Genomic DNA, 22,975 nt, shown 5'->3' with positions numbered 1-22,975 from the left:
CACCGGATATATGAGACGTGTCTTTGACTTGGGGATGAAATCGCCCTGATTCGGCCCTTCGATTCAGCGATATGCCGTGGCGATTCCGCGGCGCTCTTCCAGGCAGTCCTCCGAGCCTGTTTCGAACTCGCGGCAGATCAGCGGGCGTTTCTCGTAGATGGTGCAGCGCATGCTGTCGCGATCCAGTGCCGCGCACCAGCCGTCGTCCAGGCGCAACATCACTTCGCCGCCCCAGTCGTCGATGTCGATGTAGCGTTCGGGGACACCGGTATCAGTGATCAACATGACCTCCAGCCGGCAGCAGCAGGCCGCGCAGGAAGAGCAACTGATTGCCGGTGGGATGAGGTCGGTCAGGGGAATCGTGGTCATGGGCGCCAGTGTATGCCGTTGCCACGGCGCTGTATGCCCGCAGGGCATGTCTCTCGATAGCCGGATACCGCATGGCCTTGGCGTGTCAGGTGCCTACTTCCCCTGTACCTGTGTTCGGTGCCGGGCATGGCGCTTGAACCCAAGCCTGTCGGATCTGTTTGAGGGGAATAGTCTGTATGAATGACGCAATCACACTGTCGGGCCCGTCGCTTGAGCACGAGATCGAGGCGGCCAAGGCGCTTTTCGCCCAGCCGCCGACGTTGCGGGAAGTGGCCTTGTCGGCCATCCAGGGGTATTTTTTCAGCCGCTGGAATCCGCAGCGCAATGCCTCGCATCTGTATGTCGGCAAACTCCAATGGCTGGAGCGCGATGGAAAAAGGTTCTCGGGCGGCTTTCAATACCGGGCCGTGATCGACCTGGTGCTGGAGCATTTCATGACCGGAGTCGCGCCGGTTTTTACCGCCGAGCATGTGCTGGAGATCAAGCTCGACAGTTTGCCCGGCGACCGGCTTGTGGTGAATGCGCCGGCCATCCAGGCCGTGCTCGGGTCCTGGGGCGATATCCTGCTGAAACTCTATCAGCAGGCATTGGTCGACTACTGGAACGCTGAGGATGAGGACGGTTACAGCCGCTTTTATCGTCTTGGCAGGATACTGGTGCGGATGTTGTCCGCCGATCGTGAACAGCATCGGGCCTTTCTGTCGATCAATCTGGAAAGGCCCGAGACGCAGCTTGCCCTCTATGGCGTGCAGGCCGTGAGCAAGGACACCTGGGGCGGCGCTTATCCGGAAGCCTTGCCCGTGCTGGTGGCCCGCCGCAAGGAACGGGGGATCGAGCAGAACCCGCTGGTGCTCAGCCTGGCCAAAGGCCTTTTCAGGGCCGACAGCACGGACATCGGGCAACTGGTGCCCTTGTTCATGAGTGTCCGGGCCAATGGTCGGAATATCGAGTATCGCGAGCGTCTGCTCTGGCAGTCCGGCGACCCGGATCTGCAGTTGGAACAGGCCTTCGCCAGGCTTGCCGAAACCCTGCTGGAAAACCAGCTTCAGGCGATTTCGCTGATCGGGCTCGATAGCGAGTGGACGCTCGAAGACTACCAGCGCCAGCTCGATCTGATTACCCGTACGGATGACTGGTTTTTCACGCCGGTGCGGGCAGAGCCCCATACCGTGGTCGAGTTGCCCGAAGCGCTGGCAACCCTTAGTGACGGCTTGCCGCATTGGTTGCTGGGGGCGCCGAGCGAAGACCTCGGCACCTACCGCGCCCTGCTGGAAAAACTCGCCGAGGTACAGCGCGCATCGGGCGGCAAGGCCTTTCTCGATGATGTGGGTGATCTGCCAGGCTTCGCCGCCAAGGCGTTGCTCAAGAAGATGGGCGAGGACCATCCGCAAACCGCCGATATCGCCAGCCCCGACGATATTCGCCTGGAACTCGACAAGGTCATCGCGGTGGCCGCTGCCGGGGGCGCGGGCGGGGCGCTGGGGACGGTGGAAAAGGTGCGCATGAGCCTGACCGAGTTTGCCCTGGAGAATCTCGGCGGCTTTCGGCACGCGAAGATGGCGATCAGTATCCGCCTTTGTGGCGTGGAAAAGCCGCTGCCCGAATGGCTGACCCCGGACTACGTCAAGGGACTGGTCACGTTTGTCGATATCGGGCGAACCTACCTGGATGCGCTCAAGGCCAAGCTGATCGATGATGCCGATGAGGCTCGGCGTCGGGAAGGCCTGTTCAGCGAGCAACTGCGGGTGCAATTGCCCATGGCGGCGCTGGAGCTGAAGATTCGCGGCGAAGCGAATTTCGACGAAGCGGGATACCGCACTGTCGAAGCGGTCTTGCAGCCCGAAGCGGTGAAGCGTCAGGTGGCGGGCCAGGAGATCGTCCTGCGCGCCCTGGCCTTCAAGGCCGAAACCGATGCGCCAGCGGATGTCGTGGCGTCGATGTTCATTATCGGCCCGCGGGACACTCGCCATGGCCCGTTTATTCTCTATCGTCCGCTGCTCGCCAAGGCCGGCCCCCAGGCGTCGGTCTTCCAGCAGTTCCAGTCGGCACCGGGCCAGGACTTTTGTCCTCACGACAACGACGCCCGTCCCACGCCTCCGGTCGAGCCACTCCTGCAATACCCGACGTTGGCGGCCCTGTTCGAGGCGCTCAAGCAACCCGGTGAATTGCAGGACAGCGTTCTGACCTGGTTGAGCGATGAGGCCCGGCGTACCTATGCCAATGGCGGCTTTGTCGAACCCCATCTGCGGCGCTCGTTCGAGGACGATTTTGCCGCGCTGCTGCCGGTGGCGCCGGCCACGCTCGATGAGGCGGTGGTCCAGGGCGACTACCTGCATCACCTGTTCGTCTCGATGGCCAGGACCCTGATCGCCCTGGCGGACCGGCAATCGGTGTCCAATGCCGAATTGCGCTGGAACACCTTGAAGGAGGGCGGCTGGCAACTGTTCAACGTGGTGCTGATGTTTATCCGTGGTCCGGCGGCGGTGGCCGGCTGGATTTTCGCCGTGGTCGCCAGTGTCGATGCCGACTTTCGACGGCTGCAGGAAAAGGACCCCGGGGCCAAGGCCAGTGGCTGGGCCGATGTCCTGGTGAATATCGCCTTTATTCTCGGGCATCGCTTGAGCCATCAACAGGCGCGCGCCAAGGCACCGAGACAGATCCCGATAGACGAGGGCCAGCGCCCGCCGCACCGGGCCACGGTCAGCGAAGGGCCGGACCGGCTGCTGCCGATGAAACTGGACAATCCCGTGGCGCCCGGCACGCTCTCCCCGCGTCCGAGTGTGAGTTCGTTCACCTTGAAGATTTACCCGTATCCCTGGCCCGAGCCCAAGACCCTGGGGGAAGTCGTCGCCTCCGGTGACTTGAAGGGACTGATCCGCTTGAAGGAGTCAAACCGGCTGGCGGCCTACTTCGGTGGCTGGCTGTTTGCTGTGAAGACGGATAGCGAGGGCAATGTCCAGGTGGTCGCGCCGGACGGTCGTAGCAAAGGGTTCTACCTGAAAAACGATGGCGCGGGAACCTGGACGCCGGACTTGAAGCTGCGTCTGCGCGGCGGGTCGGGGCGCCCGGGAAACATCGGCAAAAGAAGAGCCGCCCTGCTTGAGGAAAAGCGCCGGGAGCAGGAACAGCGGGAGCGGGTCGGTTCGCGCTTCATGGAGGAGTGGAATAAGGGGGTTGAGGAGCAGGGGACGCGGGCGGAGGCGCTGCTTCCCGAGTCGCAAGCCTTGAGGGCGATGGAAGGTAATCCCGAGCGCTATACCGACCAGCAGTGGTTCGCCCGAATGGACCGGCTCGGCGAGCGGGTAAAAGCCTTTGTCGACGGTTACGAGCAACAGATCAACACGTTGCGGATGAACGAAACCGTCCTCCTGCGGGGATACAAGGGGACACTCTTTGCCTGCTTGCATCAGTTCGTCGTGGGGATGCAGTTTGCCCTGGACTCGATCAAGATCGTCGAACTTCGTTGCCAGCGGATCATGGGGCGGCTGCCCTATCAGGATGCTGCGGGTCGGGTCTTGCCGGAAAGGCAACAGGCGGAGCAACGGGAAAACCGCGCCGCGGACCTGTATATCGACTGGGCAGAGCGGGAGAAACAGGCGTTTACCGAACTGGGCCGCCATCGCAACCGGGATCTGACGGAATACCAGGGTATCCACGAGGTCAGGGGCCAAGGGAGCAATGTGCCTGGATTGAAAGCCGTCAGGGCCTGCCGGCTCGGGTTGTATTGTTTCCGGGAGCTGGATCCGCAGCACCTTGAGAGCGATATCTGGACGAAGTTCGAAGATCTGCGCAGTGCCTTGGCTTCCCAGTCCATTCTCGACGAGCGGTCTGCCTTGCCCCTGTCCGCCGAGGCCGACATGGAGGTGCTCAACACCTGTGTGAGCCAATATAACGAAGTGCTGGCCATGCTTGAGTACAAGGCCGGCTTGTTGCCGCAAGGTACCCGTCTGGTCTGGGGCGATCTGTTTGTCCGGCGCCTGGGCGAGTTGCAGCAGGAGGCCGAGCGCAGCCTGGTCGAGCGCATCGAGGCGCAGGCCCCGGAGCAGGACGAACCTGAGCTACCGTCGCAACAACCCGGCAAGACCCGGAAGGTCATCCGTACCCGGCGCAAGAAAAACTACCTCGGCTATGTTCGGGACACGCGTCAGGATGGCCATGAGGTCGTCGAGTTGATGGACCCCCAGACCGGCCAACCGATCGATTCCTTTGTTGAAGAAGAGGACGGCTACTGGCAGCCGCTGCCCAAGCCGGCGGCCGCCCCCTTGCCCAGACCCCTGCCGCAGCCGGGCCTCAAGCGCCTGGTGCAGATGGCCGAGAGCCAGATCCGCCAGGCCGCCCGGGAGGTCGAGATGGCCAAGCGGCAGATCCCCGTCGCCAAGGACCCGGTCTATCTGCAGGATGTGCTCGAAGTCCGGGCGCGGGAGCTGGAGGCGCTGGCCGGGCAAATCGATCGTGCGCAGGCCGAGTCGAGCAGTTCGGTGACCCAAAGCGAAATTTCCGCCGCCAAGGTTCAGGTTTCGGAACTGCGCCTCCAGGCCGGGACCGTCAGGCATGAGGGATTGCTGGCGCGAATCGCCGTGACCAAGTCGAGTGCACCGGACACCGAACGGTTGCTGTTTCTCAAGGAACACAACGAGGTCGAGATCTTTCGCCACGGGCCGCGGACAAAACTCGGGAAAGAGGATTTTCTCCAGGAGTATGTGGTGCGTGACAAGGCGGCCGGCAAGAACATCTGGGTGGCGCATTTCCACTATCCCGAAAAAGCCACCCCGGAGGAGTTGTTCGTGATGCGCGGCGCCTTGGGCAAGGATGGCAAGCCACAAGCCCATGGCGCCCATCTTAAGCGCTGGGACGAGCGTTTTCTCGGGATCAAGGCCCAGGCCCGGGCCGAGCAGGAGCGGTTTGAACGCATTCGCCAAGGCCAGCCCGGGCGCGCCCTCGAAGTGTTCCGGATCTGGCGCAGCGAGATCAGCCTGAACATGGCGCGCCAGCTGTTTTTCAATGCCTCTGAACGGGAAGTCGTGGTGCGTGAGCAACTGCGCAAGCTCTAGCCCGTCCGGGCCAGGGCGCGGCCAACAGCCGTCTTAACTATCGAAACGCCCGAGCAGCGGTTGTGTTCGGGCGGTCGGCCTGGCCAGCAGCAATTGCGCGGTGCCGATGCTGCGTTCGAGGAAACCGCCCTCGCAATAGCACAGGTAGAACTCCCACAAGCGCAGGAAATAGTCGTCGTAGCCCAGTTCGCCCAGCCGCCCGTGAGCCCGGCGGAAGTTCTCGTGCCACAGGCGCAGGGTGCGCGCGTAGTGCAGGCCGAAGTCCTCCATGTGCAGCAGGTTCATGTCGGTTTCGCGGCTGACCACCTCGAGCATCTTCTGCACGCTGGGCAGGGCGCCGCCGGGGAAGATGTAGCGCTGGATGAAATCGACCGTGCTCTTGGCCTGCTCATAGCGTTGTTCGCGGATGGTGATGGCCTGCAGCAGCATCAGGCCATCGCTCTTGAGCAGGTGCGCGCATTGCTTGAAATAGTTGTCGAGGAACTGATGGCCGACGGCTTCGATCATCTCGATGGACACCAGCTTGTCGTATTGGCCGCTGAGGTCGCGATAGTCTTCGAGGAGCAACGTGATCTGGTCTTGCAGGCCCAGGCTGTCGATGCGTTGCCGGGTGTAGGCGAACTGTTCCCGGGACAACGTGGTGGTGGTGACCTTGCAGCCGTAATGCTGCGCGGCATAAATCGCCATGCTGCCCCAGCCGGTGCCGATCTCCAGCAAATGGTCTCCCGGTTGCAGGTCGAGCTTCTGGCAGATGCGTTCCAGCTTGTTCAGCTGGGCCTGTTCGAGGCTGTCGTCGGGACTGAGGAACTGCGCGGCGGAATACATCATGGTCGGGTCGAGAAACTGTTCGAACAGTTCGTTGCCGAGGTCGTAGTGTGCTGCGATATTTTTCCGCGAACCCTTGCGGGTATTGCGGTTGAGCCAGTGCAGGGCCTGGATGAACGGCCGACCGAGTCGGGCCAGGCCACTCTCCATGGCATCGAGCACTTCCAGGTTGCTGACAAATACCCGCACCACCGCGGTCAGGTCCGGGCTGCTCCAGTAGCCATGGATAAAGGCTTCCCCGGCGCCGATGGAACCGTTGCCGGCGACCATGCCCCAGGCCGCCGGGTCGTGGATATGGATCTCGCCTTGCAGGCTGGCGTCGGCGTGGCCGAACAGTTGCCGCTCGCCGTCTTCGACCACCAGCAACTGGCCATGACGCAGTTGGTTCAGTTGGCGCAGCACACCCCGGCGCAAGACGGCGCTGGACAGGCTGTTGGCGCTGAACCGATTGGCCCTGGTCACCAGGCTAGAACTTTTCATGGCGTTGCTCATGGTGTCGCTCCTCGGTTTGCGTGGCGGCAAGGCTGAAGGCGCCGTCGGCGGCCTGGTGGGAGAAAATCGGTGTGCGTTTGAGAAACAGGCGCAGGGCTTGCCAGTAGATCGCCAGGCAGGTCTTGGCGGTCATCCAGGGAAAGCGCCGCAGGTAGCGGTGCAGGCTGGCGCGATCAAGGGTTTCGCGGTGCAGGCTGAGGGTTGCGTCGAAGACCTTGAGATCGCCCTGCCAGTCGGCCATGTGCACGCCGAGTCGTTCGGCGGGCGGGCTGAAGCTCATGCGGTATTCCAGGTCCCGGGGCAGGAACGGCGAGACATGGAACGCCTTGGCCACGCTGACGTGCTGGTGGCCGTCGCCCTCGGCGGGCAGCACGTAGTGGTAGTGCTCGCCCCAGGGGGTGTTGGTGACTTCGCAGAGAATCGCCAGCAGCTTGCCGTCGAGGTCATGGCAGTAGAAGAAGCTCACCGGGTTGAACGCCAGGCCCCAACTGCGGGCCTGGGTCAACAGGCGGATCGGGCCTTGCGGGGGTTGCCCGAGGGCTTCACCGACTTGCTGGCGAACGGCATCGATCAGGCGCATGCCCTGGCGCGTGAAGCTGCGCAGGTAGTCGGTTTCGCGAAACGCGAAGGGCGCCAGGCGCTGGCTGCCGGCCAGGGGCGAGAGCCCGAGTACCGCGTCCTGTTCGTCGAGGTCCAGGTACAGCAGGCCGATCCGGTAGCGGAACCCATGGGCCCGTGGCGAAAAGCGCCGGTGGCTGATCCAGCCGCTGTACAGGGCGCTGTTCACAGGGACTCACCAAAGGCGGCGCAGACCCGCAGGGCGCTGGTCACGCCGTCTTCGTGGAAGCCGTTGGCCCAGTAGGCGCCGCAATAGTAGGTATGTCGGGCGCCATACAATTCTTCCCAACGATTCTGCGCGGCGACGGCGTTCAGGCTGTACTGCGGATGGGCATAGGTGTAGCGGGCGAGGATCTTCAGCGGATTGATCTCTGCACTCTGGTTGAGGCTGACACAGAAGGTGAGGTCGCTCTCGATGCCCTGCAGGATGTTCATGTTGTAGGTGACGGCGGCCAGGCGTTGGCCTTCGCCGCCCAGGCGATAGTTCCAACTGGCCCAGGCCAGCCGGCGATCCGGCAGCAGGCGGGTGTCGGTGTGCAGCACCACCTCGTTGTCCGCGTAGGGCAGGGCGCCGAGGATTTGCTTTTCGGCCTCGCTGGGGGCGGCGAGCAGGCGCAGCGCCTGGTCACTGTGGCAAGCGAAGATCACCTTGTCGAAGCGCTCGCTGCCGGCGGCGCTGTGGAGGGTCACGCCGTGCTCATCGCGCTCGACCCGGCTCACCGGGCAGTTGAGGCGGATGTGCTGGCGAAATCCGGCGATCAGCGGCTCGATGTACTGGCGTGAACCGCCTTCGATCACCCGCCATTGCGGGCGATTGCTGACCGAGAGCAGGCCGTGGTTCTTGAAGAAACGCACGAACAGTTGCAGCGGGAAATCGAGCATGTCGGCCAGGGACATCGACCAGATCGCCGCGCCCATGGGCACGATGTAGTGCTGTATAAAGCGCTGGCCATAGCCACCGCTGCGCAGGTAGTCGCCGAGGGTGGTGCTGCTGGCGATGCGTTGCTGTTCGAGGTCGTCGAGGGCCTGGCGATTGAAACGCAGGATGTCGCGCAGCATGCCCCAGAAAACGGGTGACAGCAGGTTGCGCCGCTGGGCGAACAGGCTGTTGAGGTTGTTGCCGTTGTATTCCAGGTTGGTGGCCGGGTCGCGTACCGAAAAGCTCATTTCGGTGGCTTTGTAACCCACGCCGAGGGTGTTCAGCAGGCGGATGAAGTTCGGGTAGGTCCAGTCGTTGAACACGATGAAACCGGTGTCCACGGCATGGCGCTGGCCATTGACCGTCACGTCGACGGTATGGGTGTGGCCGCCGATCCAGTCGGCGCCTTCGAACAGGGTGATTTCGTGCTGGCGGCTTAGCAGATAGCCGCAGGTCAGCCCCGAGATGCCGCTACCGATCAGGGCAATTTTCATGAGCTGCCCTTGTCGTGGTCAGGGGTGCGAGCCATGCGTTTGCCGATGGCCAGTTGCAGCCGTTTGGGCAGGCGCGAGAGGGGCCAGAGCGCGGCCATGAACAGTGCCGGAAAAGCAATTTCCAGGGGGCGCTGCCTGAGCTTTTCACAGATGTAGGCAGCGGCTTTTTCGGCCGACCAGCTGAGTGGCATGGGGAAGTCGTTTTTCTGGGTCAGCGGGGTGTCGACGAATCCGGGACTGACGACGGTGACGGTGATGCCTTCATGGGCCAGGTCGATGCGCAGGGATTCGAACAGGTAACGCATCCCGGCCTTTGACGCGCCGTAGGCTTCGGCCCGGGGCAGCGGCAGGAAGGTGACCGAACTGGCGATGCCTACCAGATGCGGCTGGAAGCCGGCGCGCAGCAGCGGCAAGGCGGCTTCGATGCAGTAACTGCTGGCCAGCAGGTTGGTGCGCACCACCCGCTCGATGACCGAGGCATCGAAGGCCTGGGCATCGACATATTCACAGGTGCCGGCGTTGAGGATCACCGTGTCCAGGGCGCCCCAGGCCTGGGTGATGCGCTCGCCGATTTCGCGGACCTGCTGGCTGTCGGTCAGGTCGCCGGGCACCAGCAGGACCTGGTCGGGATAACGTTCATCCAGGGCTTGCAGCGGTTCGAGGCTGCGGGCGCTGACGGCCAGCTGCACGCCGTCCTTGAGCAGGATTTCGGCGATGGCCGCGCCGATGCCGCTGCTGGCACCGGTGAGCCAGACACGTCGTGGAGGTGTAATGCTCATCCCAGTCTCCTTTTCAACCAGGCCGTTGCGTGGCCCAGTAGCGGCACGTGGTCATACAACAAAGCCCCGGCATCGAAGTAGTCGCGATGCCGATAGACCTTGTCGAACCACAACAGATGCGAACACCCATCGACGTGAACAGGCCTTCCCCTGGCCAGTCTTGGATGACGATAGCTCATGTGCCAGCGCAGATAACCTTCGCCTTCATCGACGCGATCGAGGCCGTGAATGTTGTATTGCAAATCGCTGATCGAGGCGTACATCTGTGCGAAATAGCGTTCCAGGTTCGCCAGGCCGCTGATCTCGTGCAGCGGGTCGGTGAACAGCACATCGTCGCTGTAGAGTTCGCCGAGGCGTTGCAGGTTGTTCTTGTCCAGCCGGACGAATTGCCGGGCGAAGTGGTGCAGGAACTCACTCATGGGCCCCTCCGAACTCCAGCCGTGTCGGCAGGTTCCTGAAGGCGGCGAGGGCGCGGTCGCGACTGCGGCCCAGATCGACCATGGGCTTTGGATAACCGGCTACGCCGAACAGGCTGCCGAGTGCCGCCGGGTTATGCACAGCCTTTTTGTCCAGGCCGGCCAGTTCCGGTAGCCAGTGCTTGATGAACAGCCCTTCGCGGTCGAATTTTTCCGATTGGCTCAGCGGGTTGAAAATCCGGAAGTAGGGCGCCGCGTCGGTGCCGGTGGACGCGCTCCATTGCCAGCCGCCGTTGTTGGCCGCCAGGTCGCCGTCGATCAGGTGACGCATGAAGAAACGTTCGCCTTCGCGCCAGTCGATCAGCAGGTTCTTGGTCAGGAACATCGCCACCACCATCCGCAGGCGGTTGTGCATCCAGCCGGTTTCAAGCAACTGGCGCATGGCCGCGTCGATGATCGGCAAACCGGTGCGGGCCTCCTGCCAGGCCGCCAGTTCTTCCGGCACCTGGCGCCAGGCCAGGGCTTCGGTTTCCGCGCGGAAGGCGCGCTGCTTCGAGACCCGTGGATAGCCCACCAGGATGTGTTTGTAGAACTCGCGCCAGAGCAGTTCGTTGATCCAGGTGACGGCGCCGGGACTGCCGCTTTCGAACTCGCCCTGGTTGCTTTGCAGCGCCGCGTGCAGGCACTGGCGGGGTGAGATCACGCCGGCGGCGAGGTAGGCGGACAGCTGGCTGGTGCCGGGCTTGGCCGGGAAGTCCCGTTCGTCCTGGTAGTAGTCGATCTGCTGGTCGGCGAAGGTGGTGAGGCGTTGCCGTGCCTCGTCCTCGCCGGCGGGCCAGAGGTCGCGCAGGGCCTGGCTGGGGGGCGCGAACCCGTCGACTTCGCCGGGCAGCGGATCGGCTGCGATCGTCAGCATGGCCTGGGCTTTGGGCGTTGCGATCAGGCGTGGCAAGGCGCCGTGCAGACGGTTGTAGCAAACCTTGCGGAACTGGCTGAAGACCTGGAAGTAGGTGCCGGTACGGGTCAATACGCTGCCGGGCTTGAAGAACAGTTGGTCCAGGTGGCTGTGGAAGCTCACGCCCTGTGTTTCAAGTGCGTCGGCCACGGCCTGGTCGCGGCGGCTTTCGTGAACGCCGTACTCTTCGTTGACGTGCACGGCATCGATCTTCAGCGACTGGCACAAGGTGCCCAGCACCTCGGGCACCTGGTCCCAGGTATGGGCATGACGGACCAGCAGCGGGATATTCAGCGCGGCCAGGGCCTTGCTCAATACCTGCAGGTTGCGCAACCAGAAATCGACCTTGCACGGCGCATCGTCGTGCAGCTGCCATTGCCCGGGTGTTATCAGGTAAACGGCGACCGTCGGCCCTTGCCCGGCGGCTGCGGCCAGGGCGGTGTTGTCATGCAGGCGCAGATCGGTGCGCAGCCAGAGCAGTTGCATAGTCATTCCTTGCTTCGTGGACGAGGGCGCTAGATCAGGCCGAGCCGGGCCAGGCTCTGGTAAGCGGACAACGGGTCTTCGACCAGGGTCATATCAGCGCTCTCCTGGGTACTTACGGATAACTCGGCGAAATGGATGCATACCGTTGGTCCGGCAATCAGGATCGGGCAGTGGATGCCGCTCAGCAGCTTGGGCAGGGTTGCCAGGTTCATTGCCTTGCTCGAATACAGCAGCACCGCGCGACTCTTCAGGTGCTCGCAGGCCAGGGCCAGTTCACTGGCCGGCAGGGGCCAGTCGAAGACTTCCACCGGGCAGTCGGCGCTGCTCACCAGCCAGGCGGTCAGCCACAGGTGGGGCTCCATCGGCAGGTCCGAATGGTTGACCAGCAGGATCGGCGCGCCCTTGAGTTGCCGGTTGTTGTGGTAGACCCGCGCCCCCAGCTTGCTGCGCAGCCAGGTGTAGAAGAACGTCCGCTCCATCTGCCCGCCGAACTGGCCCCGCCAGCGTTGCTCGAGGTCCGCCAGCAGCGGCATCAGCAACTGTTCGCACAAGGTCCGTGGCGGGTACAGCGACATGGCCTGGTTGAAGCGGTCGTCGACCTGGCGCTCGGCCAACTGGCTGATGGCCTGGATCAGGTCCTGGCGCAATGCCTGCCAGTCGTTGGCGGCCGGCTCGCTCGTGGGCGGGCCGCTGTCGAGCAGTTGCTTGATCTGGCTGACCGCGACGCCGCGATTGAGCCAGGTGAGAATGGCCTGGATACGTTGCACGTGTTCAGCGGAAAACAGCCGATGGCCCTTGGGGGTTCGGTGCGGCACCACCAGGCCATAGCGGCGTTCCCAGGCTCGCAGGGTCACGGCGTTGACGCCGGTCTGCCGGGCCACTTCGCGAATGGGCAGCCAGCCCTGTTCCAGTGCGCTGGCGTAATCGACGGGCGCTTCGAGGGAGTCGGTCATATCAGATGGCATTTCGCAGGCTGAGGTTTTCCGGGTGCGGTTGCAGGTACACCTGGCGGGCGATGTAAGGATCGGGGTGTTGCCGGAAGTGGTGCTTGAGCAGGGTCAATGGCACCACCAGTGGCACAATGCCCTGATGGTATTGGCCGATGACCTGCAGCACTTCCTGTTTGTCTTCGGCGCTGATGGATTGCTTCAGGTAGCCGGTGAGGTGTTGCAGGACATTGGTGTGGGTGCGGCGGGTCGCGCATTTTTTCAGGGCGACCATCAACTGGCTGAAATAGCGTGGCCCAATGGTTTCGGCATCAGTGTTGCCCATGCTGCCCAGCAGTTTGCCGAGCACCTTGTACTGCAATGGGTTGTGAGCCATCAGCAGGTATTTGTAGCCGGCGTGGAACTCGGTCAGGCTGCGTCGCGTGAGGCCGGCTTGGCGCAGCTCCTGCCAGGCCGCGTAAGCGAAGACCCGGGTCAGGAAGTTTTCCCGCAACACCGCATCGTTCAGCCGGCCGTCCTCTTCCACCGGCAAGTCGGGGTGTTGCGCGCAAAACGCCTGGGCGTAGATGCCGCGTCCGTCTTCGGCGGGCCGGCCGCCCTCCTGGTAGACCTTGACCCGCTCCAGTCCGCAGGACGGCGACTTCTGCATGAAGATATAGCCGCAGATATCCGTGAGTTCGGCGGCCATCTGATTGCCATAGTCGGCCAGTGCCCGGGTCACATCCGTCTCGGCGTGCACGCTGCCCACGGCCCGTGGCTGCTGTGGGTCGCCCACCAGGCGAATCGGCTCGCGGGGGATGCCCAGGCCGATGGCCGCTTCCGGGCACAGCGGGATGAAATCGAAGTATTCGCTGAGGATGCGGCTGCACAGTCGCGATTCCTTGTGCCCACCGTTGTAGCGCACCTCAATGCCCATCAAGCAGGCGCTGACAGCGATTTTTGGCTTGCGCGGCAACTCGGTGGTGGCGGGCATGGGAACCTCGAGAGAAATACTTGTACAGGCAAGAATGCTTGTACAACTAAAGCTCATCATAGGTTCTGTCTTGTACAAGTCAAATTATTTGTACAGGTTTTCCTGGGCTGTGTTTATTGCCAGCCCATGCGCCAGGTCTCGGCATCTTGCAGATGGGTCCAGCTGATGCGCTGGTTGCGTAGGCTCATCACCGCTTGCAGCTCGACTTCGAGCACGGTGCCTTGTTCATCGCGAAACAGTTCGGTGACCAGGAAGTGTTTTTCCCGGTTCAGCGGGCGGGCTGCCGTCCATTTCGACAGCAGCAGCTTGCGCGGGTTGATGCGGTTCAACCCAGGTGTTCCATCAGCCGCCGGGCCGCTTCCTGGCCGCTGAGCCAGGCGCCTTCGACACGTCCCGACAAACACCAGTCGCCACACACGTACAGGCCCAGGTCGGCATCGGCCAGCGCCCCCCATTCCCGTGCCCCGGCCGGACGGGCGTAGAGCCAGCGGTGGGCGAGGGTGAAGACCGGGGCCGGCATGCTGGCGTGCAGCAACTCGGCAAAGGCGCCGTGCAACTGCTCGATCACGGCCTCCTTGGACAGGTCCAGGTGCTGCTTGCTCCAGGTGCTGGTGGCGTGCAGGACCCAGGTGTCGAGGTGGTTGTCGCGGGCCGGCTTGCTGCGGTTGCGGGCCAGCCAGTCGAGGGGGCTGTCCTGCACGAAGCAGCCTTCCATCGGCGTATCCAGTGGCGTATCGAAGGCCAGGGCGATGGCCCAGGTCGGCTCCATCTGCACGCCGGCGGCGGCCCCGGCAAGTTTCGGCGCGGCGGCCAGCAGGGCGGTGGCCTGGGGCGCGGGCGTGGCGATGATCACCTCGCTGAACGGACCGTGGGTGTAGCCTTCGGCATCCTGCAGGTGCCAATGCTGTTCACCACGGAACACCTCGGTGATCCGGCAACTGAAATGTGCCTGGAGGCGGCCGAGCAAGCCGCGGGTAATGGCGCTCATGCGTGGCGTGCCGACCCAGCGGGTCTGCTCGTCCGGCGACAGGCTCAGTTGGCCGTTCTGGAAGTTGTAGAGCTGCGGGTCCCATTCGGCGACCCAGCCTTCACCCTGCCAGCGCTGGACTTCCTTGACGAAACGGCGGTCGCGGGCGGTGAAGTATTGGGCGCCCAGGTCCAGCGCGCCAGCATCGCTGCGCTTGCTGGACATGCGTCCGCCACTGCCGCGACTCTTGTCGAATATTTCGATGGAATACCCGGCATCGTGCAGTGCCCGGGCGGCCGAAAGTCCGGCGATGCCGGCACCGATTATTGCGATGGGTACAGTCATGGGTGGGCCTCGTTACCTGTAAGCACAGACTACGCCGTCAGCAAAACCTGTACAATCTTGTTTTTTGGTATAAGTTACGACCTGCCTGTCGGTTCACTCTGTCCTATTGTTAAAACATATTTCGGTCGAGAGAAAAGAGCCCTGTTTTAAAAATAGACTAACGCTCTCGACAAAACGTTACGCGAGGACGCACTCATGCACATATTGCTGACCGGCGGTACTGGTTTGATCGGACGCCAACTGTGCGCGTACTGGTCGACGCAGGGGCATCGGCTGACGGTGTGGAGCCGTCGACCCGAACAGGTGGCGCGTTTGTGCGGTGCCCAGGTGCGGGGTGTGCGGCATCTCGAGGAGTTGGCCGGCGAGCCGCTGGACGCGGTGATCAACCTGGCCGGCGCGCCGATTGCCGACCGGCTCTGGACCCACAAGCGCAAGGCCCAGCTCTGGAGCAGCCGGATCCAGCTGACCGAAACCCTGCTGGCCTGGCTGGAAGGCCGTGAGCAGCGTCCCGCGGTCCTGATTTCCGGTTCGGCGGTGGGCTGGTACGGCGATGGCGGCGAGCGTGAGCTGACCGAGGATTCGCCGCCGGTCAGCGAGGATTTCGCCAGTCGCCTGTCGATTGCCTGGGAAGAAACCGCGCAGCGCGCCGAGGCCCTGGGGATTCGTGTGGTGCTGGTGCGAACCGGCCTGGTGCTGGCGGCCGAGGGTGGCTTTTTGTCGCGCCTGCTGCTGCCGTTCAAACTGGGGCTGGGCGGCCCGATCGGCAACGGTCGGCAATGGATGCCGTGGATACACGTGCGCGATCAAATCGCCGCGATTGATTTTCTTCTGCATCGTAGTGATGCCCGCGGTCCCTATAATGCCTGCGCGCCCAAGCCGGTTCGCAACAAGACGTTCGCCAAGGCGTTGGGCAAGGTCCTGCATCGCCCGGCGCTGGTTCCGTTGCCGGCCTTTGTCCTGCGCCTGGGCCTGGGTGAGCTGGCGCTGCTGCTGCTCGGTGGCCAGCGCGTGACGCCGGCGCGGTTGCTGGCGGCGGGATTTGTTTTTCAGTTTAACGATCTGCCCGCGGCCCTCGACGATCTCTCGGGCCGCCTCTGAAATAGGACGTTGCATGACCGATCACGCCTTGCTTCTGGTCAACCTGGGTTCTCCGGCTTCCACTTCGGTCGCGGACGTGCGCAGCTACCTCAATCAATTCCTGATGGATCCCTATGTGATCGACCTGCCTTGGCCGGTCCGTCGCTTGCTGGTATCGCTGATCCTGATCAAGCGCCCGGAGCAGTCGGCCCATGCCTATGCCTCGATCTGGTGGGAGGAGGGCTCGCCGCTGGTGGTGCTCAGCCGTCGTTTGCAGCAGCAGATGACCACGCAATGGACCCAGGGCCCGGTGGAGTTGGCGATGCGTTATGGCGAGCCGTCGGTTGAGACGGTGCTGGCCCGCCTGGCCAAGCAAGGCATCCGCAAGGTGACCTTGGCCCCGTTGTATCCGCAATTTGCCGACAGCACCGTGACCACGGTGATCGAGGAAGCCCGTCGGGTGGTGCGCGAGCGCAAGCTCGATGTGCAGTTCTCCATCCTGCAACCCTTCTATGATCAGCCGGAATACCTGGAGGCCCTGGTGACCAGTGCCAGGCCGCATCTGGCCCAGGGTTTCGATCATTTGCTGCTGAGTTTCCACGGTTTGCCGGAGCGGCACCTGACCAAGCTCGATCCCACCGGCAGCCATTGCTTCAAGGATGCCGATTGCTGCAAGAACGCCTCGCCGGCGGTGCTCGCCACCTGCTACCGCGCCCAGTGCCTGCGCACGGCGTCGGCATTTGCCGAGCGCATGGGCCTGGCGGACGGGCAGTGGTCGGTGTCGTTCCAGTCGCGCTTGGGCCGGGCGAAGTGGATCGAACCCTATACCGAGGCGCGCCTGGATGAGTTGGCCAAGGCCGGGGTGAAGAAGCTGCTGGTGATGTGCCCGGCGTTTATTGCCGATTGCATCGAGACGCTGGAGGAGATCGGTGATCGCGGCCGTGAGCAGTTTGTCGCGGCGGGGGGCGGGGAGTTGGTGCTGGTGCCGTGTTTGAACGATGAGCCGCAGTGGGCGGCGGCGTTGAATACCCTGTGCGAGCGGGCGCCGCTGGCACTGTAGGAGCCAGCAAGCCGACTCCTACAGTTGGCGGACGGCCTTACAACAACGGCTCGTCCGCCTTCTTGTTCTTCCAGCCGTCATTACCCGGCAACAGCAGGTTCAGCGCAATCGCCACAACGGCGCACAGCGCAATACCCTTGAGACCGAAATCATCCGGACCGGTGCCGGTTCCCACCAGCACACCGCCGATACCGAACACCAACGTCACCGAAACGATCACCAGATTGCGTGCCTCGCCCAGATCGATCTTGTGACGGATCAGGGTATTCATCCCCACCGCCGCAATCGAACCGAACAGCAGGCACAGGATCCCGCCCATCACCGGCACCGGAATACTCTGCAGCAGCGCGCCGAACTTGCCGATAAACGCCAGGCTGATGGCAAAGATCGCCGCCCAGGTCATGATTTTCGGGTTGTAGTTCTTGGTCAGCATTACCGCGCCGGTCACTTCGGCATAGGTGGTGTTGGGCGGGCCGCCGAACAGGCCGGCTGCCGTGGTGGCGATACCGTCACCGAGCAAGGTGCGGTGCAGGCCAGGCTTCTTCAGGTAGTCGCGACCGGTCACGCTGCCCACCGCAATCACCCCGCCGATATGCTCGATGGCCGGCGCCAGCGCCACCGGGACAATGAACAGGATCGCCTGCCAGTTGAATTCCGGCGCCGTGAAATGCGGCAGGGCGAACCAGGGAGCGGCGGCGATCTTCGCCGTGTCGACCACGCCGAAATAGAACGACATGGCAAACCCGACCAATACCCCGGAGATGATCGGCACCAGGCGGAAAATGCCCTTGCCGAACACGGCGACGATCAGGGTGGTCAGCAGTGCCGGCATCGAGATCAGCATGGCGGTCTGGTAATGAATCAGCTCGGAACCGTCACCGGCCTTGCCCATCGCCATGTTCGCGGCAATCGGCGCCATGGCCAGGCCGATGGAGATGATCACCGGGCCGATTACCACCGGCGGCAGCAGCCGGTCGATAAAACCGGTGCCCTTGATCTTCACCGCCAGGCCCAGGAAGGTGTAGACGAAACCCGCCGCCATCACCCCACCCATGGTCGCGGCCAGGCCGAACTGGCCCTTGGCGAGGATGATCGGGGTGATAAAGGCAAAGCTCGAAGCGAGGAACACCGGCACCTGACGCCCGGTGACCACCTGGAACAACAGAGTCCCCAGGCCCGCCGTGAACAGCGCGACGTTCGGGTCGAGGCCGGTAATCAGCGGCATCAACACCAGGGCGCCAAAGGCCACGAAAAGCATTTGCGCGCCCGACAGCACCGTGCGCCAGAGCGGGTCGTTGAACTCATCCTGCATATCAGCCGTCCTTCTGTTTGGTGCCGAAGATCTTGTCGCCGGCATCGCCCAGGCCCGGAATGATGTAGCCGTGTTCGTTGAGTTTTTCGTCGACGGACGCGGTGTAGATGGTCACGTCCGGGTGGGCTTTCTCGACCGCGGCGATGCCTTCCGGCGCGGCCACCAGGACCATCGCGCGGATGTCCTTGCAGCCGGCTTTCTTCAGCAGGTCGATGGTCGCGACCATCGAGCCGCCGGTGGCGAGCATCGGGTCGATGATCATCGCCAGGCGTTCGTCGATTTCCGGGACCAGCTTTTCCAGGTAGGTGTGGGCTTCGAGGGTTTCCTCGTTGCGGGCCACGCCCACGGCGCTGACCTTGGCGCCCGGGATCAGGCTGAGCACGCCTTCGAGCATGCCGATACCGGCGCGCAGGATCGGCACCACGGTAATCTTCTTGCCGGCGATCTTCTCGACCTGGACGGTGCCGCACCAGCCCTGGATATCGTAGGTTTCCAGGGGCAGGTCCTTGGTTGCTTCGTAGGTCAGCAACGCTCCGACTTCCTGAGCGAGCTCACGGAAGTTCTTCGTGCTAATGTCAGCGCGGCGCATCAGGCCGAGCTTGTGGCGGATCAGCGGGTGGCGGATCTCACGGATGGGCATGGGAATAGGCTCCGGCGGCGGGCAAAAAACGGCTTAGATTAATCTATCCGCAGGTGTTGTCCTATAGATCAGCCGTACGTTAGTCCAGAAACCCTTGATCTGGTCGCGCGGGGTGCGTACCTTTGCCCGCTTTTCTTACATAAGCCCCCTTTTGGAGAGCGCCATGTCCGCTGATCTCGAGCATATCCGTCAAGTCATGCGCGAAGCCGACTGCCTGTACAGCAACGCCGAAGTCGAAGCGGCCATCGCCCGTGTCGGCGCGCAGATCAACGCCGAGCTGGCCGAGAGCAACCCGGTGGTGTTCTGCGTGATGAACGGCGGCCTGATCTTCTGCGGCAAGCTGATGACCCACCTGAACTTCCCGCTGGAAGCTTCGTACCTGCACGCGACCCGCTACCGCAACGAAACCAGCGGCGGCGAGCTGTTCTGGAAAGCCAAGCCGGAAGTGTCGTTCATCGACCGCGATGTGCTGATCATCGACGACATCCTCGACGAAGGGCACACCCTGGGCGCGATCATCGATTTCTGCAAACACGCCGGTGCACGCCGGGTGCACACCGCGGTGCTGATCGACAAGGACCACGACCGCAAGGCCCGTCCGGACCTGAAAGCGGACTACGTCGGCCTGCCGTGCATCGACCGCTACATCTTCGGCTACGGCATGGACTACAAGGGTTACTGGCGCAACGCCGCCGGCATCTACGCCGTCAAGGGGATGTAAGGGATGGGCACGCCCAGCTTTCTCGATGCAACCTTGTTCGCCGAACTGGCCGAGAAAGCGGCGGCGAGTCCCCGTGGCCGGGTTCATCACAACTTTCACCAGATGGACGAGCCCTGCCATCGCATGGCGATCGGCCTGCAGCCCGGCACCTATATAGCGCCCCATCGGCACCTGAGTGCCGACAAGGCGGAAACCTTGCTGGTGCTCAAGGGCAGCCTCGGCCTGCTGGTATTCGATGAGGCGGGTCAGTTGTTGACCAAGCGCGTGTTGCAGGCGGGCGGTGAATGCCCGGGTGTCGACCTGCCGGCCGGGGTGTTCCATGGCCTGGTGATCCTCGAAGCCGACAGCGTGATGTTCGAATGCAAGGCCGGCCCTTATCGTCCGGTGGGCGATGGCGAGCTGGCCGACTGGGCGCCGCGCGAAGGCGATGCCGAAGTGGCCGCCTACCAGGCCTGGATGCGCGCGCAGTTCGATTGAGTGCGTGGCTGACGGGCAGAAAGGTGACTTTGCCGTATCATCAGGCACCTAACGACAGGCAACGGGTTCCCAGGGCATGCTGGCCATCTTTCTCGGTATCTTGACCATCACCGCGCCGGTCTTCGCCATGTTGTTCCTGGGCGTGGTGCTCAAGCGTGTGGGCTGGATCAACGACAGCTTTATCCACACGGCTTCGGCACTGGTGTTCAACGTCACCATGCCGGCGCTGCTGTTTCTCGGCATCCTCCATGCCGATCTGCACGCGGCGTTGCAGCCCAAGGTGCTGGGGTATTTTGCCCTGGCCACCCTGGTGGGCTTTGCCGGCTGTTGGGGCTGGGCGATCTGGCGCTGCCCCGAGATCGATCGCGGGATCTATACCCAGGGCGCCTTTCGCGGCAATAACGGGGTGATCGGCCTGGCCCTGGCGGCGAGCATGTACGGCGCCTACGGGATTTCCCTGGGGGCGATTCTCGCGGCGCTGGTGATCCTGTTCTACAACACCCTGTCGACCATTGTCCTGGCGGTGTACAGCCCGGTGATCAAGTCCGATCCCTGGAGCATCTTCAAGAGTGTGCTGAGCAATCCGCTGATCATCAGCGTGATCGCGGCGGCGCCCTTTGCCTATTTCAAGATCGGCTTGCCCGGTTGGCTGGAGACCTCGGGTAATTATCTGGCGCAGATGACCCTGCCGCTGGCGCTGATCTGCATTGGCGGCACCTTGTCCCTGGCGGCGTTGCGCAAGAGTGGCGACCTGGCGTTGAGTGCGAGCCTGGTGAAAATGGTCGGCATGCCCCTGCTGTCGACGCTGGGCGCCTGGCTCTGCGGCTTTCGTGGGGCGGAGTTGGGGATCCTGTTCCTGTACTTCGGCAGCCCGACGGCTGCGGCGAGCTTCGTCATGGCCCGGGCAGCCAACGGCAATCACGAACTGGCGGCGGCGATTATCGTGATCACCACCCTGATGGCGGCGATCACGACCAATATCGGGATCTTTGTGTTGCAGTGGGGCGGCTGGATCTGACGTTACCTTGTGGTGAGCATCAGTCTGCCTTCTGGTAGGCGTCGATCACTTCCTGGGCCGCGCGAAATGCATCGATAGCCGCCGGCACCCCGGCATACACCGCGCAATGCAGCAGCGCCTCACGAATCTCTTCCACCGTGCAGCCATTGTTCAAGGCGCCGCGTACGTGGCCCTTGAGTTCCTGCGGACACTTGAGCGCCGTCAGCGCCGCGAGGGTAATCAGGCTGCGGGTCTTCAACGACAACCCTTCGCGATTCCAGACACTGCCCCAGGCGTGTTCGTTGACGAAGTCCTGCAACGGCTGGCTGAATTCGGTGGCATTGCCCAGGGCACGGTCGACGAACGCATCGCCCATGACCTGACGACGCATCTCGACACCGGGTTTCTTCTGATCGGTCATTGCAGCAGCTCCTATGAGTGTTGGCGACGCCAGGCCCTGAGCGTACTGAACAGCAGGTACGCGAGGAGCGCCGGCAGGATGAAAAACAGCATCAGGCGTTCCAGTTTGTCCGCCATCGGCATGCCGGTGGTGAACCACACCACGTGCAGGCCGTAGGCCAGGTACAAACCCAGAAACAGCAGGCCCTCGGCGCGGGTGATGCGGTAGCCGGAATAGAACACCGGCCAGCACAGCATGGCCACGCCGAGCATCACCGGCAGGTCGAAGGCCAGGGCGTTGGGCGACACCGACAGCGGCGTGGGGGCGAGCAGAGCGGTGAGGCCGAGCACCCCCAGCAGGTTGAACAGGTTGCCACCGATCACATTGCCCACGGCGATATCCCGTTGTCCGCGAACGGCGGCGATCAGCGAGGTGGCCAACTGCGGCAGCGAGGTGCCGACCGCCACCACGGTCAGGCCGATGATGCGTTCGGACAGGCCCAGTTCGGTGGCCACGTCGACGGCGGCATCCAGCAGCAGGTGCCCGGCCACCACCAGCAGCGCCAGGCCCAGGCCCATCCACACCAGGCTGCTCAGCCAGGGCGTGGATTTATGTGGGGGGGGCGACGGCACGGCGTGGTGATGGCGGGACTGGCGCAGCAGCAGGCCGAGGTACAGCGCGAAGGCGCTCAGCATCACCAGGCCGTCGAGGCGCCCCAGTTCTTCATTGAACGCCAGGGCGAAGACCAGCAGGCTGGCGAAGATCATCAGCGGGATATCCAGGCGGATCAGCTGGCGCGAGACCCGCAACGGGATGATCAGCGCCGAGAGGCCCAGGGTCACCAGGGTGTTGAAGATATTGCCGCCGATCACGCTGCCCACCGCGATATCGGCATTCTCGGCAGCGGCGGCCTGCACGCTGACCGCCAGTTGTGGTGCGCTGCTGCCGAAGGCAACGACGGTCAGGCCGATCAGCAGCGGGCGCACGCCCAGGCTCGCGGCCAGGCGCACGGCTGCGCGCACCAGCAGTTCGGCGCCGAGGATCAGCAATAACAAGCCGCCGCCCAGTTGAATCAGGCTTAGCCAGGGAAGGGTGGTCAATCCGAAAATGGCGGGGGCTCCAGCGGTCAGTCGTCGAGGCTTTGGACGCGTACGCGGGCGGTGCCGCCTTGCAGCATGCCCAATTGGGTGGCTGCTTCGCGTGACAGGTCGATCAGACGCCCACGGGTATGCGGGCCGCGATCATTGATGCGCACTATGACCGATTTGTCGTTGTCCAGGTTGGTGACTTTTACCCGGGTGCCGAAGGGCAGCTGGCGATGGGCGGCGGTCAGGCCGTGCTGGTCGAAGGGTTCGCCGCTGGCGGTACGTTTGCCCTGGTGCTGGGCGCCGTAATACGAAGCCATGCCGGTCTCGTCATAGCCGCGGGGGTTTATGTCGTGACTGGCGCAGCCGGCCAGCAGGCTGAGGAGGGCAAAGGCGGCGAGCAGATGCTTCATCGGATGTCCTCTAACACAGGAGGTGTGTTTGCCTGAGGGCCTTTTGGTGGTCTTGAGGGCCTCTTCGCTGGCAAGCCCTGCTCCTACAGTTCATCGGTGAACACAAGTTTTGCGTACGCCTCGATTCTGTAGGAGCAGGGCTTGCCCGCGAAGCTTT

Annotated in this window: 22 protein-coding genes; 6 read left to right on the top strand and 16 right to left on the bottom strand. The window is 63.3% G+C overall.

The window, feature by feature from the left end; translation table 11 throughout:
- Positions 1 to 63: 63 nt before the first annotated feature.
- Positions 64 to 369, bottom strand: a complete 306-nt coding sequence (locus CWE01_RS20055; RefSeq protein ID WP_100942285.1) for a YkgJ family cysteine cluster protein — start codon at positions 367 to 369, stop codon at positions 64 to 66.
- 176 nt (positions 370 to 545) lie between these two features.
- Here CWE01_RS20055 and CWE01_RS20050 point away from each other — a divergent pair, with 176 nt between their 5' ends.
- A complete protein-coding gene (locus CWE01_RS20050; RefSeq protein WP_100942284.1) occupies positions 546 to 5,420 on the top strand; it encodes a dermonecrotic toxin domain-containing protein in 4,875 nt (1,624 codons plus the stop codon).
- Between the two features lie 33 nt (positions 5,421 to 5,453).
- Here the strand turns inward: CWE01_RS20050 and CWE01_RS20045 are convergent, their stop codons facing one another.
- The 10 genes from CWE01_RS20045 to CWE01_RS20000 all read right to left on the bottom strand — a co-directional run bounded on the left by CWE01_RS20045 (position 5,454) and on the right by CWE01_RS20000 (position 14,636).
- The gene (locus tag CWE01_RS20045; RefSeq protein WP_100942358.1) at positions 5,454 to 6,725 is read right to left on the bottom strand and encodes a cyclopropane-fatty-acyl-phospholipid synthase family protein; all 1,272 of its coding nucleotides are present in this window, start codon (positions 6,723 to 6,725) and stop codon (positions 5,454 to 5,456) included.
- Positions 6,712 to 7,524 (bottom strand): DUF1365 domain-containing protein, encoded by an 813-nt coding sequence (locus tag CWE01_RS20040; RefSeq protein WP_100942283.1) that lies wholly within the window; start codon positions 7,522 to 7,524, stop codon positions 6,712 to 6,714. The genes CWE01_RS20045 and CWE01_RS20040 overlap by 14 nt, the downstream gene beginning before the upstream one ends.
- Complete coding sequence (locus tag CWE01_RS20035; protein WP_100942282.1) at positions 7,521 to 8,768, bottom strand: NAD(P)/FAD-dependent oxidoreductase; 1,248 nt, start codon at positions 8,766 to 8,768, stop codon at positions 7,521 to 7,523. The genes CWE01_RS20040 and CWE01_RS20035 overlap by 4 nt, the downstream gene beginning before the upstream one ends.
- Positions 8,765 to 9,547, bottom strand: a complete 783-nt coding sequence (locus tag CWE01_RS20030; protein ID WP_100942281.1) for an SDR family oxidoreductase — start codon at positions 9,545 to 9,547, stop codon at positions 8,765 to 8,767. The genes CWE01_RS20035 and CWE01_RS20030 overlap by 4 nt, the downstream gene beginning before the upstream one ends.
- A complete protein-coding gene (locus tag CWE01_RS20025; RefSeq protein ID WP_100942280.1) occupies positions 9,544 to 9,966 on the bottom strand; it encodes a nuclear transport factor 2 family protein in 423 nt (140 codons plus the stop codon). Before CWE01_RS20025 ends, CWE01_RS20030 begins: the two co-directional genes overlap by 4 nt.
- On the bottom strand, positions 9,959 to 11,404 hold the full coding sequence (gene phrB, locus CWE01_RS20020; protein WP_100942279.1) for a deoxyribodipyrimidine photo-lyase: 1,446 nt from the start codon (positions 11,402 to 11,404) through the stop codon (positions 9,959 to 9,961). The genes CWE01_RS20025 and phrB overlap by 8 nt, the downstream gene beginning before the upstream one ends.
- A 29-nt stretch (positions 11,405 to 11,433) precedes the next feature.
- Complete coding sequence (locus tag CWE01_RS20015; protein WP_256346919.1) at positions 11,434 to 12,357, bottom strand: MerR family transcriptional regulator; 924 nt, start codon at positions 12,355 to 12,357, stop codon at positions 11,434 to 11,436.
- A gap of 1 nt (position 12,358) precedes the next feature.
- The gene (locus CWE01_RS20010) at positions 12,359 to 13,324 is read right to left on the bottom strand and encodes a DUF523 and DUF1722 domain-containing protein (RefSeq protein ID WP_100942277.1); all 966 of its coding nucleotides are present in this window, start codon (positions 13,322 to 13,324) and stop codon (positions 12,359 to 12,361) included.
- A gap of 113 nt (positions 13,325 to 13,437) precedes the next feature.
- Complete coding sequence (locus CWE01_RS20005) at positions 13,438 to 13,653, bottom strand: TIGR02450 family Trp-rich protein (RefSeq protein ID WP_100942276.1); 216 nt, start codon at positions 13,651 to 13,653, stop codon at positions 13,438 to 13,440.
- Positions 13,650 to 14,636 (bottom strand): NAD(P)/FAD-dependent oxidoreductase, encoded by a 987-nt coding sequence (locus CWE01_RS20000; protein ID WP_100942275.1) that lies wholly within the window; start codon positions 14,634 to 14,636, stop codon positions 13,650 to 13,652. Before CWE01_RS20000 ends, CWE01_RS20005 begins: the two co-directional genes overlap by 4 nt.
- Before the next feature lie 195 nt (positions 14,637 to 14,831).
- Here CWE01_RS20000 and CWE01_RS19995 point away from each other — a divergent pair, with 195 nt between their 5' ends.
- Complete coding sequence (locus CWE01_RS19995) at positions 14,832 to 15,734, top strand: TIGR01777 family oxidoreductase (protein ID WP_100942274.1); 903 nt, start codon at positions 14,832 to 14,834, stop codon at positions 15,732 to 15,734.
- Between the two features lie 13 nt (positions 15,735 to 15,747).
- Entirely contained in the window at positions 15,748 to 16,773 is a 1,026-nt protein-coding gene (gene hemH / locus CWE01_RS19990; protein WP_100942273.1) for a ferrochelatase, read from the top strand.
- Between the two features lie 37 nt (positions 16,774 to 16,810).
- Here hemH and CWE01_RS19985 read toward each other — a convergent pair whose 3' ends face one another.
- Positions 16,811 to 18,085, bottom strand: a complete 1,275-nt coding sequence (locus tag CWE01_RS19985) for a uracil-xanthine permease family protein (protein WP_100942272.1) — start codon at positions 18,083 to 18,085, stop codon at positions 16,811 to 16,813.
- Between the two features lies 1 nt (position 18,086).
- On the bottom strand, positions 18,087 to 18,725 hold the full coding sequence (gene upp, locus CWE01_RS19980; RefSeq protein ID WP_100942271.1) for a uracil phosphoribosyltransferase: 639 nt from the start codon (positions 18,723 to 18,725) through the stop codon (positions 18,087 to 18,089).
- Between the two features lie 163 nt (positions 18,726 to 18,888).
- On the opposite strand from upp, the gene CWE01_RS19975 reads away from it, so the two are divergent.
- From CWE01_RS19975 to CWE01_RS19965, 3 genes are all read left to right on the top strand, one after another.
- Positions 18,889 to 19,446: a hypoxanthine-guanine phosphoribosyltransferase gene (locus CWE01_RS19975; RefSeq protein WP_100942270.1), complete on the top strand. Its 558-nt coding sequence runs from the start codon at positions 18,889 to 18,891 to the stop codon at positions 19,444 to 19,446.
- A 3-nt stretch (positions 19,447 to 19,449) separates the two neighbouring features.
- Positions 19,450 to 19,923, top strand: coding sequence for a WbuC family cupin fold metalloprotein (locus tag CWE01_RS19970; RefSeq protein ID WP_100942269.1), 474 nt, complete (start codon positions 19,450 to 19,452; stop codon positions 19,921 to 19,923).
- 76 nt (positions 19,924 to 19,999) lie between these two features.
- Positions 20,000 to 20,941 carry an AEC family transporter gene (locus tag CWE01_RS19965; protein WP_100942268.1) on the top strand — a complete coding sequence of 314 codons (942 nt, stop codon included), beginning with the start codon at positions 20,000 to 20,002 and terminating at the stop codon, positions 20,939 to 20,941.
- Positions 20,942 to 20,960: 19 nt separating this feature from the next.
- Here CWE01_RS19965 and CWE01_RS19960 read toward each other — a convergent pair whose 3' ends face one another.
- From CWE01_RS19960 to CWE01_RS19950, 3 genes are read right to left on the bottom strand one after another with little or no spacing between them, the layout of a single operon-like run.
- Positions 20,961 to 21,341, bottom strand: a complete 381-nt coding sequence (locus CWE01_RS19960) for a carboxymuconolactone decarboxylase family protein (protein ID WP_100942267.1) — start codon at positions 21,339 to 21,341, stop codon at positions 20,961 to 20,963.
- Positions 21,342 to 21,352: 11 nt separating this feature from the next.
- On the bottom strand, positions 21,353 to 22,387 hold the full coding sequence (locus tag CWE01_RS19955) for a calcium/sodium antiporter (RefSeq protein ID WP_100942357.1): 1,035 nt from the start codon (positions 22,385 to 22,387) through the stop codon (positions 21,353 to 21,355).
- A gap of 59 nt (positions 22,388 to 22,446) precedes the next feature.
- A complete protein-coding gene (locus tag CWE01_RS19950; RefSeq protein WP_100942266.1) occupies positions 22,447 to 22,818 on the bottom strand; it encodes a septal ring lytic transglycosylase RlpA family protein in 372 nt (123 codons plus the stop codon).
- Positions 22,819 to 22,975 lie beyond the last annotated feature (157 nt).

The sequence above is a fragment of the Pseudomonas sp. QS1027 genome (assembly GCF_002814235.1).
Classification (GTDB): Bacteria; Pseudomonadota; Gammaproteobacteria; order Pseudomonadales; family Pseudomonadaceae; genus Aquipseudomonas.
Note: the sequence above shows the minus strand (reverse complement) of the source record. Positions and strands in the feature narration are given on the sequence as shown.